The organism is Hymenobacter caeli, assembly GCF_013294115.1.
Classification (GTDB): Bacteria; Bacteroidota; Bacteroidia; order Cytophagales; family Hymenobacteraceae; genus Hymenobacter; species Hymenobacter caeli.
This window is the reverse complement of sequence record NZ_JABSNP010000036.1, coordinates 1-16,554: the sequence shown is the minus strand read 5'-3', so window position 1 is coordinate 16,554 and position 16,554 is coordinate 1. Positions and strand designations below refer to the sequence as shown.

13 protein-coding genes, 1 rRNA gene and 1 pseudogene are annotated in these 16,554 nt (G+C 63.6%); 11 read left to right on the top strand and 4 right to left on the bottom strand.

Translation table 11 applies throughout. The annotated features are described in order from the left end of the window. Positions 1-240 precede the first annotated feature (240 nt). From HNP98_RS21350 to HNP98_RS21300, 11 genes are all read left to right on the top strand, one after another. A complete protein-coding gene (locus HNP98_RS21350; protein WP_173812224.1) occupies positions 241-1,446 on the top strand; it encodes an efflux RND transporter periplasmic adaptor subunit in 1,206 nt (401 codons plus the stop codon). 470 nt (positions 1,447-1,916) lie between these two features. After that, complete coding sequence (locus HNP98_RS21345) at positions 1,917-2,564, top strand: Dps family protein (protein WP_173812223.1); 648 nt, start codon at positions 1,917-1,919, stop codon at positions 2,562-2,564. A 123-nt stretch (positions 2,565-2,687) separates the two neighbouring features. Further along, positions 2,688-3,143: a thioredoxin family protein gene (locus HNP98_RS21340; RefSeq protein WP_173812221.1), complete on the top strand. Its 456-nt coding sequence runs from the start codon at positions 2,688-2,690 to the stop codon at positions 3,141-3,143. After that, the gene (locus HNP98_RS21335; protein WP_173812220.1) at positions 3,140-3,298 is read left to right on the top strand and encodes a hypothetical protein; all 159 of its coding nucleotides are present in this window, start codon (positions 3,140-3,142) and stop codon (positions 3,296-3,298) included. Before HNP98_RS21340 ends, HNP98_RS21335 begins: the two co-directional genes overlap by 4 nt. Further along, on the top strand, positions 3,265-4,161 hold the full coding sequence (locus HNP98_RS21330) for an FAD:protein FMN transferase (protein ID WP_173812219.1): 897 nt from the start codon (positions 3,265-3,267) through the stop codon (positions 4,159-4,161). Before HNP98_RS21335 ends, HNP98_RS21330 begins: the two co-directional genes overlap by 34 nt. A gap of 215 nt (positions 4,162-4,376) precedes the next feature. After that, entirely contained in the window at positions 4,377-4,760 is a 384-nt protein-coding gene (locus HNP98_RS21325) for a hypothetical protein (protein WP_380267829.1), read from the top strand. Positions 4,761-4,770: 10 nt separating this feature from the next. Continuing rightward, a complete protein-coding gene (locus HNP98_RS21320; RefSeq protein ID WP_173812217.1) occupies positions 4,771-5,445 on the top strand; it encodes a response regulator transcription factor in 675 nt (224 codons plus the stop codon). Positions 5,446-5,450: 5 nt separating this feature from the next. Further along, on the top strand, positions 5,451-6,833 hold the full coding sequence (locus tag HNP98_RS21315; RefSeq protein WP_173812216.1) for a HAMP domain-containing sensor histidine kinase: 1,383 nt from the start codon (positions 5,451-5,453) through the stop codon (positions 6,831-6,833). Between the two features lie 69 nt (positions 6,834-6,902). Then, the gene (locus tag HNP98_RS21310) at positions 6,903-8,345 is read left to right on the top strand and encodes a TolC family protein (RefSeq protein WP_173812214.1); all 1,443 of its coding nucleotides are present in this window, start codon (positions 6,903-6,905) and stop codon (positions 8,343-8,345) included. 162 nt (positions 8,346-8,507) lie between these two features. Further along, positions 8,508-11,774 carry an efflux RND transporter permease subunit gene (locus HNP98_RS21305; protein WP_173812213.1) on the top strand — a complete coding sequence of 1,089 codons (3,267 nt, stop codon included), beginning with the start codon at positions 8,508-8,510 and terminating at the stop codon, positions 11,772-11,774. 29 nt (positions 11,775-11,803) lie between these two features. Continuing rightward, positions 11,804-12,946, top strand: a complete 1,143-nt coding sequence (locus HNP98_RS21300) for an efflux RND transporter periplasmic adaptor subunit (RefSeq protein ID WP_173812212.1) — start codon at positions 11,804-11,806, stop codon at positions 12,944-12,946. Positions 12,947-13,423: 477 nt separating this feature from the next. On the opposite strand, the gene HNP98_RS21295 is transcribed toward HNP98_RS21300, so the two are convergent. The 4 genes and pseudogenes from HNP98_RS21295 to rrf form a co-directional block, all read right to left on the bottom strand. After that, positions 13,424-13,753, bottom strand: coding sequence for a hypothetical protein (locus tag HNP98_RS21295; protein ID WP_173812210.1), 330 nt, complete (start codon positions 13,751-13,753; stop codon positions 13,424-13,426). Between the two features lie 7 nt (positions 13,754-13,760). Further along, a pseudogene (locus HNP98_RS22520) lies at positions 13,761-13,985 on the bottom strand (hypothetical protein); the annotation flags it as partial. 1,067 nt (positions 13,986-15,052) lie between these two features. Next, positions 15,053-16,348 carry a rod shape-determining protein RodA gene (rodA, locus tag HNP98_RS21290; protein WP_173812209.1) on the bottom strand — a complete coding sequence of 432 codons (1,296 nt, stop codon included), beginning with the start codon at positions 16,346-16,348 and terminating at the stop codon, positions 15,053-15,055. A 113-nt stretch (positions 16,349-16,461) separates the two neighbouring features. After that, positions 16,462-16,554: ribosomal RNA gene (rrf, locus tag HNP98_RS22555) — 5S ribosomal RNA — on the bottom strand; the annotation flags it as partial.

The window sequence follows — 16,554 nt, the reverse complement described above, 5'->3', positions numbered from 1 at the left end:
CCACCCGGTACGATAAGCTGGATGCGCATTTTCTGGCTTTTATTCACCTGGCCGCAACCGTCCTCTGGCTGCGTGACTGTTAACACTTCCTAGTTCTAAACTAGGTTTTTAAATTAAAAACTAGTCCCCCCTCTCCGCCGGAGAGGGGGCTAGGCCCCAAAGGGGTCCCGTGAGGCGCTCCGCTGAACGAGATGGCACACTGATTTCAAAACCGCTTAATTAATTCCTGACTTTCTCCCAATGCCTTTCGTCCTCAAAACCTACGCCCTGGCGGCCACCCTGGCCCTGCTGACCGCCTGCGGCTCCAAACCCGGCGATACTACTAAAAAAGACGACCCCGGCAATAAAAACGGCCCACCCGGGGCCCCGGCGGCCCCCGCCAATCCCGACCAAATCAGCGTGAGCCCCGCCCAGGAAAAAGCAGCCGGCATCACCCTGGGCACCTTCGAGCGCCAGAACATGACCACCGAAGTGCAGGCCAACGGCTCGGTGGAGGTGCCGCCCGAAAACCGGGTGTCCATCACGGCCATCATGGGCGGCTACGTGCAAACGGTACTCGTGCTGCCCGGCCAGCACGTGGCGGCCGGGGCCGTGGTGGCCACCCTGCGCGCGCCCGAGTACCTTACCCTTCAGGAAACTTACCTCCAAAGCAAGGCCAAGGTGCGCTTCCTGGCCGAGGACCTCGAGCGCCAGCGCGTCCTCGACGTGGAGGACGTGGGGGCCAAGCGCAAGCTGCAACTGGCCCGCGCCGACTACGCCGCCGAGCAGGCCACGCTGCGCGCCACCGCCGCCCAGCTGCGGCTGCTGGGCCTCTCGGTGGCCCGCCTCGACGCCACGGGCCAGATTGCGGGCAGCGTGCCCCTGCGCTCCACCCTCAGCGGCTACGTGCGGGTGGTCAACATCAACCCCGGCCAGTACGTGGGGCCCCAGGACGTGCTGGTGGAAGTGCTCAACCGCGACGACCTGCACCTGGAGCTGAAGGTGTTTGAGAAGGACGTGGCCCAAGTGAAGCCGGGCCAGAAAATCCTGTTTAAGGTGCAGAACGCCGGGCGCGACGAGGAGCTGACGGCCCGCGTGTTTCTGGTGGGCAAAGCCTTTGATTCCGACGCCCGCACCGTGCGCGTGCACGCCCACCTGGAGCCCGGGCGCCAGGACCTGCTGCCCGGCCAGTTCGTGGCCGCCCGCATCCAAACGGCCGGGGCCCGGGTGCGCACCCTGCCCGAGGGGGCCCTCATCCAGGCCGGCGAGCTGAGCTACATCTTCCGCGCCGTGGGCCAGGATTCGGGCCGCACCGTGTTCCGCCGCGTGAAAGTGAAAACCGGCCCGCCCCAGCACGGCGACATGGCCGTGACCGTGCTCGACCCGCTGCCCGACACCACCCGGCTTGTGCGCCAGGGCGCGTATTTCCTCGATGCCGAGCTGCGGAAGGGGGAGGGCGGCGACTAAGCGGTTACCCGTCCCGGAAACCGTCCGGCCGCGTTCGTCCGGCCCGCCCTCCTGTCGCCAGCTCAGGATAAAACCTGATTTTTTTAAGGGTATTTCAAGACAAACCCCAGGCCAGCAAGCGTCTTTAGGCAACGTTTTACCGTTTACCAAGGCACGTTGCCAACCCATCATTTGCCTCTACTGCGCCCGTCGCCCCGCCCGTGTTTGACACCCGCGGCAAGAGCGGATACCCTGCCCTGCCCGCGCTGAATAAAACGCCCCGCGGCTCGAACTGGGCTGTAGCGGGGGCCGCCCTGCTCGGCTCCTCACCTTTCGCTCACGGAAGCTGGCCCCGCCCTTTGCGGCCTCATGCCCCCGGTTCGCGCCGCTTTTCTCGCGGGGCTGGCAGCTTCGTCGGGACTGGGCCCAAGCTGTAAGCTCTTGGCAATTAAAAATTTAAAGCCGATTTTTTTTCTCTTTTTTCCGACACTATGAAATTCCGATTGCTCACGGGCACCCTGGCCCTGCTGGCCTTTGCCGCTGCCACCCACGAGGCTGCCGCCCAGCGCCGCAGCCCCGCCCCGGCGGGGGGCGTGGGGGCCACTGCCCCCGACAACACCCCCACGCCCCCCGCCGACCCCAGCGGCAAGCTCGACTACCGCAACCCGGCCGCCGACCCGCTCGTGCCGGTGGAGGCCGACAAGCGCCGGGCAATTACCGACGACCTGCAAGCCACGGTGGCCGAGCTGCTGGAGCTGTTCCACGACTCGAAGCAGTGCCACTGGAACCTGCGCGGCCCCCTGTACCTGCCGCTGCACGAAAAACTTCAGGAAAATGCCGACGAGTACCGCAAATACGCCGACATCCTGGCCGAGCGGGTGCTGCAAGTGGGTTCCCCCATCGACGGCCGCCCCGGCGTAGTAGCCGCCACCAGCAACCTGGGCGAGCTGCCCGGCGGCTACCTCACCGACAAGCAGGTGCTCATCCTCATGACCGAGCGCATCACGACGGTGGCCAAGCGGGTGCGCCAGCGCATCGACCACCTGAGCAAAGTAGATGAGGTGACGTCCAACAAGTTGCAGGACCTGAGCTACCAACTCGACAAGCACGTCTGGCAGTTCCGGGTGCACATGCAGTAGCGGTGGGCGGGCGGCATTTTTAGGATTGCTCTTTATGCCGCGTGCGCGTAGGAGTAACTGCCCCGTTGAGTACCTTAACCTGTGCCAACCAGCCGTTGGCGTTGCCTTGCAACCGACAATGCTATGCGTCTCCCAATAATTGCGGCCCTGGCCCTGGCCGCTGCGCCCGCCCTGGCCCAAACGGCCCCGCCCGCGGCGTGGCTCACGTCGCTGCCCGCCGCCCTGGCCGAGGCCCAGGCCACGCAGCGGCCGGTGCTGGCCGTGTTTTCGGGTTCTGACTGGTGCAAGCCCTGCATGATGCTCAAGCAGGAAGTGTTCGACCAGGCCGAGTTCGGGCAGTTTGCCCAAAACCGGCTGGTGCTGGCGCGGTTCGACTTTCCGCGCAACAAGAGAAACCGGCCCCCGGCCGCCCAAACCCAGCTCAACGAGCAGGCCGCCGCCCAGCTCAACAAGGCGGGCGAGTTTCCGCTGGTCGTACTGCTCTCACCGGCCGGCAGGGTACTGGCCCGCAGCTACTACCGCCCCGGCGGCGCGGCGGCCTACGAGGCCTACCTGCGGCCTTACCTGGGGGCCCAATGAGCGGCCCCTTCAAGCCGTTGCCGGGCACGACGCGCTGGCCCGCCCGTTGGCTGGGGGTGGCCCTGCTGCTAGGGCTGCTGCTGCTGCTGGGCCGGGCCAGCCGCGCCCAGCCGCCGCCCGCGTGCCCCGCGTCTACACCCGCGCGGCGCACCTGATGGGCTCGCACTTCACGTTCACGGCCGTGTCGGCCGGCGACTCGCTGGCCTGGCGGGCCCTGCGCGCGGGCCTGCGCGAAACCGGGCGCATCGACCGCCTTTTCTCCTACTGGGACTCGACCTCGCAAGTCGTGAAAATCAACCGCTCGGCCGGCGTCCGGCCCGTGGCGGTGGACCCGGAAGTGTACGATTTAATCGAGCGCACACTGAAGATTTCGGCGCTCAGCGGCGGGGCCTTCGACGTCACCTTTGCCAGCGGCGACAAGATTTACCAGTTCGACCGGCAAGAACATCCTGGCCTGCCCGACTCGGCCACGGTGCGCCGCTCGGTGCAGCGCATCGGCTGGCAAAAGGTGCGGCTCGACCCGGCCACGCACTCGGTTTTCCTGCCCGAGAAGGGGATGCGCATCAACCTGGCCGGCGTGCTGCAAGGCTACGGGGTGCGCCGGGCCGCGGAAACCATGAAAAAGATGGGCATCGCCGGGGGCCTCATCAACGGCTCGGGCGACGTGTACTGCTGGGGCCACCAGCCCGACGGCAGCAGCTGGCGCATCGCCATCGGCGACCCCGCCCCCACCATCCTGCTCAACGTGCCGCTCGACTCCACCACCCGCCTGGCGGCCAACGTGGGCGTCGACTACTACGCCTCGGCCTTGTCCGACAAAATCGACCAGGTGATGTTGGCGCCCTCGGCTTCGGACGTGCGCTCCCACGCCGATTTTGGCCTCTCGCGCACGCTGGCCGACAAGCTGACCACCGTGGGCGCGGGGGCCGGCGTGTCGCCTTTGACAGCAACCCGGCGCTGGGCGCGCCCGGGGTGCTGGGCACGGCCCTGGCCGAGGTGCTGCCCCGCCTGCGCGTGAAGTACCCGGCCAGCCTGCGCCTCACTTACTACGCCACCGCGTGGTGCAGCTGCGCGGCTTCTACCGGTTCTACAACGACAATTTTGGCATCCGGGCCCATACCTTCGAGCTGGAAGCGCCGGTGAAGGTGACGGCTTTTTTTCACCCTTTACCCCTTCTACCGCTACCACACCCAAACGGCGGCCGACTACTTCGCGCCCTACCTCCAGCACTCGGTGGGCGACGAATATTTTACCTCCGACTACGACCTGTCGGCTTTCTCGGCCAACAAGCTGGGGCTGGGCTTCCGCTACGCGCCGCTCTACGGGCTGGGCCGCTTCAAAGCGCCGTTCAGCAGCCGGATTACCAAATTTAAGTCCCTGGACGTGCGCTACGGCTACTACCGCCAGAGCACCGGCCTCACGGCCAACGTGGTCAGCGCCGGCCTCCCGTTTACGATGCCACAGGCCCGGCGGTGGACGGCGCGGGTGGGCAACCGGGGCCACGAAACGGTGAGTCACGCCGTTGTACTATCGTCAGCCCGTTCATTATTTCAATTTGCCCTGCTCCAACTGACCCGGTGCCCAGCCGGGCCATCGTCGATTCGCGTCCCGACCTGACCTTTGCACCATGACGATTCTGCTGGTCGAAGACGAAGCGAGCCTGGCCTCATTCATCCGCAAAGGGATTGAGAGCGAGGGCTACGACATCAAGGTGGCCTTCGATGGGCTGATTGGCCGGCGCTTGTTCGACCAGCAGCCCTTCGACGTGGTCATCCTCGACGTGAACCTGCCCGGCCTGAATGGCTTCGAGCTGTGCCGCTACATCAAGCAGCACTCGCCCCGGCAGGCGGTGCTGCTGCTCACGGCCCTCGATGGCCTGCAGGACAAGGAGGACGGCTTCGGGGCCGGGGCCGACGACTACCTCACCAAGCCCTTTGAGTTTCGGGAGCTGCTGCTGCGCATCCGGGCGCTGGCCCGGCGCACCACGGCCTACAGCGGCCTGCACGCCGTGCTGCGGGCCGCCGACCTGGAAATGGACACCACCGCCCGCACCGTGACCCGCGCCGGCCAGCGCATTGAGCTGACCAGCCGCGAGTACTCGCTGCTCGAATACCTGCTCACCAACCAGGGCCGCACCGTCAGCCGCATCGACATTGCCGAGAAGGTCTGGGACCTGCACTTCGATACCAACACCAACGTCATTGACGTATACATGAACTTTCTGCGCAAAAAGATGGACAAGGGCTTTAGCCAGAAGCTCTTGCACACGGTGGTGGGGGCCGGCTACTTGCTGCAAGGCTGAGCGCGATGCAGATAAAATACAAGCTCCTGCTCTGGTTTGCGGCGCTGGTCAGCGGGCTGCTGCTGGTGTTTTCGGGCTACGTGTACGTGGACACTGCCCGGTTTCGGCAGCACTCGTTTAGCGAGCGCCTGGCCCGCAAGGCGGCCGTGACGCAGCAGCTGGTGGCGCTCGACGACTCCATTGCCGGCACTATGCTGGCCTCGCTGCCCGAGCAGGCCGAACAGGTGTATGCTCCTGCCGGCCGGCGGCTGTACGCCAGCGGCGGGGCCGACTACCGGCCCACCGCCGGCTGGCTGGCGCGGGTGCGCCAGCAGGGGGTAGTACGCTTTTCCTACCCCCGGCCCGGCCATGCGCACCCCAAGGAGGGGGTAGCGCTGGCCTACCGCCGGCCCGACGCCGAAGGGCAGTACGTGGCCATCGTCACGGCCTACGACCAGCAGGGCTTTGCCCAGCAGCAGACCCTGTTCAACTCGTTTCTGTACGGCAACCTGGCCGCTGTGGCGCTGGTAGTGGCGCTGGGGCTACTGTTTGCCACGCGGGCGCTGGCGCCGCTCAATTTTTTGCTAGGGCAGCTGCGCACCGCCGAGGCCCGGTCGCTGGCGTTCCGGCTACGCCCCCTCAACCGGCGCGACGAGGTGGGCAAGCTGGCGGGGGCTTTCAACGAGCTGCTGACCCGGCAGGAAGAGCTGGTGGCGAGCCAGCGCTCGTTTATCTCGCACGCCTCACACGAGCTGCGCACGCCCCTCACCACCATCAAGGGCTGGCTGGAAACGTCGCTGGCCTACGACGCCGACGTGGCCAGCCTGCAGCGGGGCATCGGCCAGGCGGTGGGCGAGCTGGACAAGCTCACGGCCCTGGCCAACGGCCTGCTGCACCTGGCCCGCCTCGACGGGGCCGCCCACCTCGACGGCCAGCCCCTGGCCGTGGTAGACCTGCTGCTCGACGTGGTAGGCAGCGCCCAGCAGCAGCGGCCCGGCCAGCGCCTGGACCTGGCCATTGGGGAAGACGTGGAAGCGCAGCCCCAGGCGCCCCAGGTGCTCGGCAACGCCCGCCTGCTCAGCACCGCCCTGGGCAACCTGGTCGATAACGCCGCCAAGTATTCCGGCGGCCAGCCCGTGGGCCTGGTCCTGACCCTGGACGGCCCCCACGCCGTGCGCCTGCGGGTGGAGGACCGCGGCCCCGGCATCGCGCCCGACGAGCAGGAGCGCATTTTTGAACCCCTCACGCGGGGCCGCGCCGTGGGCGACGTGCCCGGCTTTGGCATCGGGCTCACGCTGGCCCAGCGCATCGTGCACCTGCACCGGGGCCGGCTGCGGCTGCTGCCCCGGCCGGGCGGCGGCACGGTGGCCGAAGTCTGGCTGCCGCTTCGCCCGGCGCCGGGGGGGTAGGGGGCGGGTTTTAATAACTTTTAATTTGGCTTTAATGCCACGTTAATAGCGTCGGGGGAGGTTTGCACCATGAAGCTGCGCAACCTCTTTTCCGCGGGCCGGGCCCTGGCGCTGGCCGGGCTGCTGGCGGGCCCCGCCGCCCGGGCCCAGCAGCCGCGCGAGCTGCCCCAGCTGCCCCGGCCCCTTACCCTGCCCCAGGCCCTGCAAGTGGCCCAGGACAACTACCCCGCCCTGCGCTCGCGCCAAGCGGCGCTACGGGCGGCCCAGGCCGACGTGCGCACCAACCGCGCCACCTTTCTGCCGCAGGTAACGGCGCAGGCGCAGATGCTGAATGCCACCGTCAACCAGGTGCGCGGGGCGTATGTGCCGGGGGTAGTACCGTCCGAATCGGGCTCGGTGAAGGCGACGGGCCCCGACGGGCGCACCAATTTTTCCAGCCTCGGGGCGCTGGTGATTGAGTGGCCGGCCGTGACCTTTGGCCGCTACCGGGCCGACGAGAGCCGCTCCCAGGCCGCCGTGTCGGCGGCCCAGGCCGACCTCGACCAGGCCCGGTTTGAGTACCAGGCCCAGGTGGCCGACGCCTACCTGATGGCCCTGGCCGGCGAAAAAGCCGTGGCCCTGCAACGCGCCAACCTGGCGCGGGCCCTGGCCCTGGCCACGGTCATTAAGGCCGGCACGCGCTCGGGCATCCGGCCGGGCATCGACTCGGCCACGGCCAACGCCGAGGTGGCCCGCGCCCGCTTGCAGGTGCTGGCCGCCCGCCAGCAGGCCCGCGCGCAGCGCACCCGCCTGGCGGGCCTGCTGGGCCAGCCCACCCAGGAGGTGCAGCTCGACTCCATGGCCTTCTACACCCACCTGCCCCAAACGGCGGCCGGGCCGCCCGCCGGCGACACCGCCCGCGCCAACAACCCGCTGCTGCGAGCTTACAGCCAGCGCATTGCCCTCAGCGACGCCCAAACCAAGCTGTACACCGCCAACAAGCGGCCCTCGCTGAACCTGCTGGCCTCGACCTGGGGCCGGGGCTCGGGCGTGCACGACGCCACCGACGACAAGGGCAACTTCGTCATCGACTCGTCGCCGGGCGCGGGCCTGCCCTTCAAGGCCTACGACTACATGGCCGGCGCCACGCTCACTTGGCGGCTCACCGAGCTGGTGCATTCGGGCCGCGCCGCGCAGGCCCAGCGCATCCGCACCGAGCAGGCCCGCGCCGACTACGACCAGCAAGCGCTGCAGCTGGCCACCCAGCTCCAAAACGCCCGCCTGCAAGTGGAGCTGGCCCAGCAAACGGCCCTGGCTGCCCCCGCGCAGCTAGCGGCCGCCCGCCAGGCCTACACCGCCGCCCGCGCCCGCTACGACGCCGGCCTCGACAACTTACTCGTGCTCACCCAGGCCACCGAAGTGCTCAACCGCGCCGAAACCGACCAGGCCCTGGCCACCAACAACCTCTGGCGCGCCGTGCTGCTGCAAGGCGCCGCCAGCGGCAGCCTAGGAGGGCTGCTGGGGCAGTTGTAAGCTGTTGGCTTTTAGCTACTAGCTGTTAGCTTTTTTCTTCCCGTTGTTGCTCTACCCCCTCCAAAAAGCTAACAGCTAGTAGCTAGTAGCTTTTTCCTTTTGTCGTTGCCACTCCCTGCCAAAAGCTGACAGCTAACAGCTAGTAGCTAAAAGCTCATTAAAATGATGAAAACCGCATTAGCCCGCCCAATTGCCGTCATCGTGGCCCTGCTGGGGGTGCTCGTCTTCGCGGCGCTGTCGCTGGGGCGCATCCCGATTGACATTTTTCCCCGGCTCAACCTGCCCACCATCTACATCGCCCAGCCCTTTGGCGGGATGACGGCGGCCCAGATGGAGGGCTTCATCGCCACGCGCTACCAGAACCAGATGCTCTACGTGTCGGGCATCAAGGACGTGGAGGTGAAGAACATCCAGGGCCTGTGCCTGGTGAAGTGCACCTTTTACGAGGACGTGAACATGGCCCAGGCGGCCGGCGAGGTGGCCAGCCAGGTGAGCCGGGTACTGAGCTACCTGCCGCCGGGCACGGTGCCGCCCACGGTGGTGCGCTTCGACGCCAGCAGCCTGCCGGTGGGCGAGCTGGTATTCAGCTCGACTTCGGCCTCGCTGGGGCAGATGCAGGACTTGGCCTCGACCCGCATCCGGCCGCTTTTCTCCCAGATTCCGGGGGCGTCGGCGCCGCCGCCCTTCGGCGGCAACGAGCGCACGGTGGTGGTGCGCGTGGACCCCGAGAAGATGAAGAGCTACCGGCTCACGCCCGACGAAATCGTGTCGGCCATCGTGAAAAACAACCAGGTGTCGCCGGCCGGCTCGGTGGGCATGGGCAACTACATGGTAATGACGCCCAGCAACACGGTGCTGGACAAAATCCCCGAATTTCTGAACGTCCCGCTGCGGCAGGGGGTAGGGCCGGCCGTGTTCATCCGCGACGTGGCCACGGTGGAAGACGCCACCGACGTGCCGGTGGGCTACGCCCTCATCAACGGCAAGCGCTCGGTGTACATCCCGGTCACCAAGTCGGCCGACGCCTCCACCATGAGCGTGGTGAACGCGCTCAAAGCCAAGCTGCCCGAGATGCGCGCCCTGCTGCCCGACAACGTGCAGCTCAGCTACGAGTTCGACCAGTCGGTGTACGTGAGCCAGGCCGTGCACAGCCTGGCCTTTGAAGGCGGGCTGGGGGCCCTGCTCACGGGCCTGGTCGTGCTACTGTTTTTGGGCGACTGGCGCTCGTCGGCCATCGTGATTCTGACCATTCCGGTTTCAATTCTGACGGCCATTCTGCTCCTGCAATTGACCGGGCAGACCATCAACATCATGACCCTGTCGGGCTTGTCGCTGGCCATTGGCATCCTGGTGGACCAGGCCACGGTGGTGATTGAAAACATTCACCAGCACCAGGAAATGGGCAAAACCAAGTCCCGCGCTATTCTGGACGCCAGCCAGGAAGTGTCGTTCCCGCTGCTGCTGATTACGCTCAGCATCCTGGCCGTGTTTGCGCCCGCGTTTTTGATGTCGGGCGTGCCGCGGGGCATGTTCATTCCGCTCTCGCTCTCGGTGGGCTTCGCCATCATCGCCTCCTACACGCTCTCGCAAACCTTCGTGCCGGTGGTGGCCAACTGGTGGCTGAAGGGCCACGCGCACACTTCGGAACACGAGCTAAGTTTGCTGCCCGACCTGAAAGAGCCCCGCGAAACGGCCCAGGAAGGCTACGAGGTGACGCACCAAAAAGAGGTCAAAGGCTTCGAGCGGGTGAAGCTGGCCTACCTGGGCATTCTGGACCGGCTGCTGCGCCACCGGGCCCTGGTGGGCACGGTGTACGGCGTGGTCTGCGCGGCCGTGATTGGGGGGTGCTTCTACTTCATCGGGCAGGACATGATGCCCAAAATTACCCATTCCAAGCAGTTTCAGGTGCGCCTCGTGGCCCCCGAGGGGCTGCGCATCGAGCGCACCGAGGACCGCACCAAGGAAGTGATTAAGCTTATTCAGCAGATTGTGGGGCCTAAGAACGTGGCCATCACTTCAGCCTTCGTGGGCATGACGCCCAGCTCGTACGGCACCTCGGCGCTGTACGTGTTCAACGCCGGCCCCAACGAGGCCGACTTGCAGGTGAACCTGGCCGAGGATTACCAGGTGAAGAACCTGGACGCGCTCAAGGACCAGATTCGCCAGGCCGTGCACCAGCATTTGCCCGACGTGCAGCTCAGTTACGAGCCCATTGAGCTGACCGATAAAATCATGAGCCAGGGCGCGCAAACGCCCATCGAGATTTTGGTGGGCGGCAAGAACCTGCAAGACGGCAAGACCTACGCCGACAAGCTGGTGGCCCGGCTCAAGGGCATTGCCTACCTGCGCGACGTGCGCATCAACCAGCCCCTGAGCTACCCCACGGTGCAGATTGACGTGGACCGCGAGCGGGCCGCCCAGTTTGGCCTTACCCCCGACCAGATTGCTAAGTCGCTGGTGGCGGCCACGTCGTCTAGCCGCTTCACGGCCAAGAACTTGTGGCTCGACCAGAGCAAGGGCTTTGCCTACCAGGTGCAGGTGCAGTTGCAGTCGCAGGACATGAAATCGGAAGCCGACATGCAGAATCTGCCCCTGGTGCCGGGCCAGGCGCGCCCTACCCTCGGCGACGTGGCCACGCTGCACACGGCCAACGTGCCCGGCGAGTACGACCGCATCGGCCCGCGCCGCATCATCACCGTGTCGGCCAACCTCGACCACCAGGACCTGGGCACCGCCACCCGCGACGTGCAGCGGGCCATCAAGGCCGTGGGCGCGCCGCCCAAGGGCTCGGTGGTGCAGCTGCGCGGCCTGGCCCAGCTGCTGACCGAAACGCTGAGCAGCCTGCAAACCGGCCTGGCCCTGGCCATTGTGGTCATTTTCCTGCTGCTGGCCGCTAACTACCAGTCGCTGAAAGTAGCGGGGGTAGTGCTCGTGACGGTGCCGGCGGTGCTGGCCGGCTCGCTGGCGCTGCTGCTGCTCACGGGCCAGACGCTGAATTTGCAGTCGTACATGGGCGTCATCATGTCGGTGGGCGTGTCGGTGGCCAACGCCGTGCTCATCGTGACCAACGCCGAAAGCCTGCGCCTGCGCTACCGCGACGCCGTGGCCGCCGCCCGCCTGGCTGGGGCCGCCCGTCTGCGCCCCATCTTGATGACCTCCATTGCCATGGTGGCCGGCATGCTGCCCATGGCCTCGGGCCTGGGCGAAAGCGGCGAGCAGTCGGCCCCGCTGGGCCGGGCCGTGATTGGGGGCCTGCTGGCCTCCACGGTGGCCGCCTTGTTCGTGCTGCCGGTGGTGTTCGCGGCCCTGCAACGCAAGACGACGTTCGTCTCCGTCTCGCTCGACCCCGACGACCCCGAAAGCGCCACCTACGACGGCCATGAAGCCCCCGCCACCGAGCATAGCCTGGCTGAGCCGGTGCTGGCGTAATTCTTTCTACCCCCTCTCTTTTGTCCAATATGAACTTCCCCGCCCTTTCGCTGCGCGCGCTGGCTGCGCTGGGCCTCGCGGCCAGCACGGCCTTGTTCGCGGGCTGTAGCTCGAATGATGCCGCCCAGGGCCAGAATGCCGCTGACCCAACCGCTACCCCGGCTTCGGCCGACGTGCGCTACGACGCCGTGCGGGTCACGGCAACCCAGCCGGCCCAGAGTCTGAGCCTGCCCGGCGAGCTGGACAGCTACTTCCAGACCGACATCATGCCCCGCGTGAGCAGCTACGTGAAGGCCCTGCACGCCGACATCGGCGACCACGTGCGCCAGGGCCAGCTGCTGGCCGAGCTGGATGCGCCCGAGCTAACGGCCGCCCTGTGCGAGGCCCGCTCCAAGCAGAGCGTGGCCCAGGCCAGCTTTCAGGCCAGCCGGGGTACCTACCGCCGCCTGCGCCAAACGGCCCGCACCGCCGGGGCCGTATCGCCCCTCAACCTCGACCAGGCCCGCACCCAGGCTACCAGCGACAGCCTGAACGTGGTGGCCGCCCGCGCCCACTACCAAGCCGCTGCCCAAATGGCGGCCTACCTGCGCCTCACGGCCCCGATGGCCGGCGTGATTACCGAGCGCAACGCCTCCCCCGGCGCGCTGGTGGGGCCGGGCGGGTCGAGTACGGTGCCACTGTTTCGGCTCAAGCAGCTCAGCCGGTTGCGGTTGCGCGTGGCCGTGCCCGAAGCTTACGTGGGCGACATCCACGCCGGCAACCCGGTGCAGTTCAACGTGCGCACGTTTCCGGGCCGCACGTTCACCGGCAAAATTGACCGCGTGGCGGGCAACGTCACGCCCGGCACCCGCGCCGAAACGGTAGAAATCGACATCCCCAACCCCCAGGAGCAGTTGAAGCCGGGCATGTTCGCCTCGGCCACCATCCCCATCAAATCACCCAAAACCAGCCTCTACGTGCCCAAGTCGGCTGTGGTCAGCACCGCCGAGCGCACCTACGTCATCCGGGTAGTGGCTGGCAAAACCGAACTGGTAGACGTGCAGAAAGGCGACGAAAACGCCGGCCAAATGCAGGTGTTCGGCTCATTGAAGGCCGGCGACGTAGTACTAAAAGCTGGCAACGAGGAGATCGGCAAAGACGAGCCGGTGCAGGTCGCATTGGCCAGCCGCTGATTACTAAGCATTAGGCGGCACCGGGCCGCTGCTGCGCCCGGCGATCCTCTCCTGGCTGGGGTAGCTAGCTGTTAACCGGGCAGGAGCCGTTGCGGATACCGCTAAAAACAGTGGTCATTTTCTTCGACGTTCAGTGGCTCGGCTACCATTCCCGCGATAGGCGGCTGGGCCAGGTCTTGGGCCTTAGACAAGGCGGGTGAGTGCTGCGTGCGGGTAGACTGCTGAGCCGAGGGAGGTGGCTGGTAAGTCCGCGAGGAGTCTAAACCGTTGAGCATAGGCATCTGCAAATCGAGCAGAATCAGCTCGGGATAGCGGGGGGCGGCCTGCCCAACTTCTGCTACTAACACCTGGTCGGCCAGGACCAAGCGTTGGAACAGCGTCTTATGGAGGAAATCAGTGGTCGGGGCTCCATCGACCGGCAGTACGCTGTCAAGTTTGGACACGGGCAGCGTCTCAACGGGCTAGTAACGGCCAGGGTTAAGGCGCGGCCAGGCGGGCAAAGGCCCGCGTGATGCCGTAGTCGATGTCGGCCACCAGCAGCAGTTGCTTCTGGTAAAGGCTGGGCCCGCCCGCCGGGGCCCCCGGCCGCTGGGCCAGCGCCCACAGCGTATCGGTGCGTTGGGTCGAAAACGCGAGCCGCGTCATTATCCCATCCCAGATGCCTACGGGCGCGGCGGCGGCGGCCAGGGCCAGCTGCAAGTCGAGCAGGCGCATGGCGAGTTGGGCCAGGTGCTGCAACACGTCGCGCTCGTCGGAAGTTAAAGGTGCGCGGATGCCTATCGAGCAAGCAGAGCGTACCGATGGCATGGCCCGCCGCCGTGCGCAAGGGGTGGCCGGCGTAAAACTGAAAGGCCGTTTGGGCCTGCGCAGCGGGGCTTACCCAGGGGCAGGGCTGAGCTTGCAGATTGGGGAACACCGTGGTCGTACCCGTGTACACCGCCGCCGAGCAGATGCAGTCGCGGCATGCTTGCTGCCGGGGCATCGCGGGCAGGCCCACCACGCCGGGATATTGCACGTACTCGGCCTCTACGAGCGACATGATGGACATGGGCACCCCAAACAGGTGGGCCGTTGGGTCCACCATTGCCTGAAAAACATGCTGCTTGGCCGGCAGGGCCAAGTAAGGCTGCACGGCGTACACGCGTAGCGCTTCTTTATCAGCTAATAAGTCAGGAGTGTCTATCTAGAATGAGGCGAGGGAGCGGCCGGCGGGGCCGGGGCAAAGATAACGGGGGTAGAAATGCACCCGCGGGCCACATATAACACAGCTATCTAAACTACCATGATACAACCGGGAACATATTCCTTATCCATCGCCAACTGTAGACCCCGAACTAACACTTATTGCGGATACCCGCTAATTGGTACCCGACGCGGCAAAACGCCGACGAGCCTTACACCGCCCACAACTGGACCAATGCCAATTGCCCTTCGTTTAAAGTGGTTTTAGTGTCCTCGACACGGCCAAGTGGCGGCAGGCCGGTGCCTGCAGCGAGCCAATCCCTAAAAAAAGGCCAACAGCCGCGTCAAAAGACGGGGTTAGATTATGGAATACTATTAGATCATGGAGCACCGCGTCCGGTTTTCGCCAAACGAATACTTTAATCAAGACGCTTGCGCAGCGAACGCCAACCGTATTCGTCCATGAATCAATCAAGAAAATAGCTGACAGTAGGTTACCGCACCGTTTATAATTGCGTGCAGCATCAAACGAGCATTACCCCTAGCCATAAGCTGTATATAGCTAAGTTCCGGTCCGCCCCGACCAATGCCTCACCTTGCCGCTACGCTTAAGAAATTATTTACCCGGCCCTAAGCCCGAAAATTTATAAATCATCGGAGCAATTCCTGTAATAATGACCACACTGAACCCGCTTAGGGCCGTTTTAAAACAGAAATATACTGTGGCAAATACTTTTATGGATAGAGAAAACTAAAATAAAAACAAACAGCCTCAGCATCCATCATAATCAATATTCGTCAAAACAACGAATACCGACACCTAGCTCCAAGTTGTTATGCCCAAAACAGCTTTGAAATTTATTTAAAAACTACGCATCAACTATGCTCGATTCAATCGAATTATCTTAGGAGCGTCCTATTCACTCAGCGCACTAAATCCTGCTTTCGATGTGCATCAATAGCCAGTAGACTGAAAAGCAGTATAGTAAATGACCATAGTGAAGAACCTCCATAACTGAAAAACGGCAACGGAATCCCCACAACAGGGGCCAATCCCATGGTCATTCCCATATTAACAGTAATATGAAAGAATAGAATACTTGCCACACAATAGCCGTATGTGCGCCCAAAAACTGATTTCTGTCGCTCTGCTACGTGCAAAATACGCCAGAGCAAAATTAGGTAGAGTCCAATAACTGTTATACTACCGGCCCAGCCAAACTCCTCTCCAACAGTACAAAAAATGAAATCGGTGCTTTGCTCAGGCACGAAATCAAACTTGGTTTGCGTGCCCTGTAAAAACCCTTTCCCTAAAGCTCCACCCGATCCGATTGCAATTTTGCTCTGTGTCACGTTCCACCCTTTTCCCAACGGGTCGGCCGAAGGGTTAAGTAATACTTCAATACGTTGCCGTTGGTGCGGCTGCAACACCTTATTGTAAAAAAAGTCTACGCCTATTACCATCCCGATTACAACTACCCACACCCCGATTGCCAATGGAAAATGGTGACGCAATATGCGCCGATTTACTGCTACTACCACAATTAAAACTAACGTGAAGACACCTACTAACCATAACTTGGGGACTAGAAGGGCTAGTAACAGGATTGCCCCTGCAGCTGCCATCAATAATAAAATTAAGGGTGACATACCTTCACGAAAATATGCCAAGAGCAAAGCTGCAAACACCAATGCTTGCCCCGACTCATTTGAAGCTACAATTAGTAAGGGCGGTAGCAAAGTGATTCCAGCCAGTACCAACTGGTCGCGCCAGTTTTGATAGCGCAAATTGATACCCGCCATGAAGCGAGATGCGGCCAAAGCCGTTGTAAACTTGGCAAATTCCGCCGGCTGTAACCGCACGGGCCCTAATTCTAGCCATGACCTAGAACCAGCAATTGGACGCGCTACAAACATTGTAAACACAAGCAGCAATATCATACCCCCATAAAGCCCATATGCTAGCGTATCAAATGCTTTATAATCGACAACAAGCAATACTATAATTAACAGCGCAGCCGTCCCAATCCAAATTAGCTGCTTAAACCAGTTGAATCCCATCAATTGGTCAGTTCCCAAGCTAACCAAAGGGTTTGCTGCCATATCCGGCGAGTAGCTTGCCGCATAAATACAGGACCATCCTGCCCCAACAAGAATAAAATAAAGAAGTACAGTTACCCAATCAATACTGCGATTATGCCGAGCAGGGGAAGAAAGCATTGATTAGTGGGGGCGTATTCGGTAAAAATAATAAATAACTATGTAAAACAGTACTATAAAACAGCAAAACCCCTCCGCTGCTGGCTAAAGCGACGAAGGGGTTTCTCAATAAAAGTTGGCGGCGACCGACTCTCCCACCGGTGAAGGCAGTACCATGGGCGCACCGGGGCTTAACGGCTCTGTTCGGAATGGGAAGAGGTGAACAC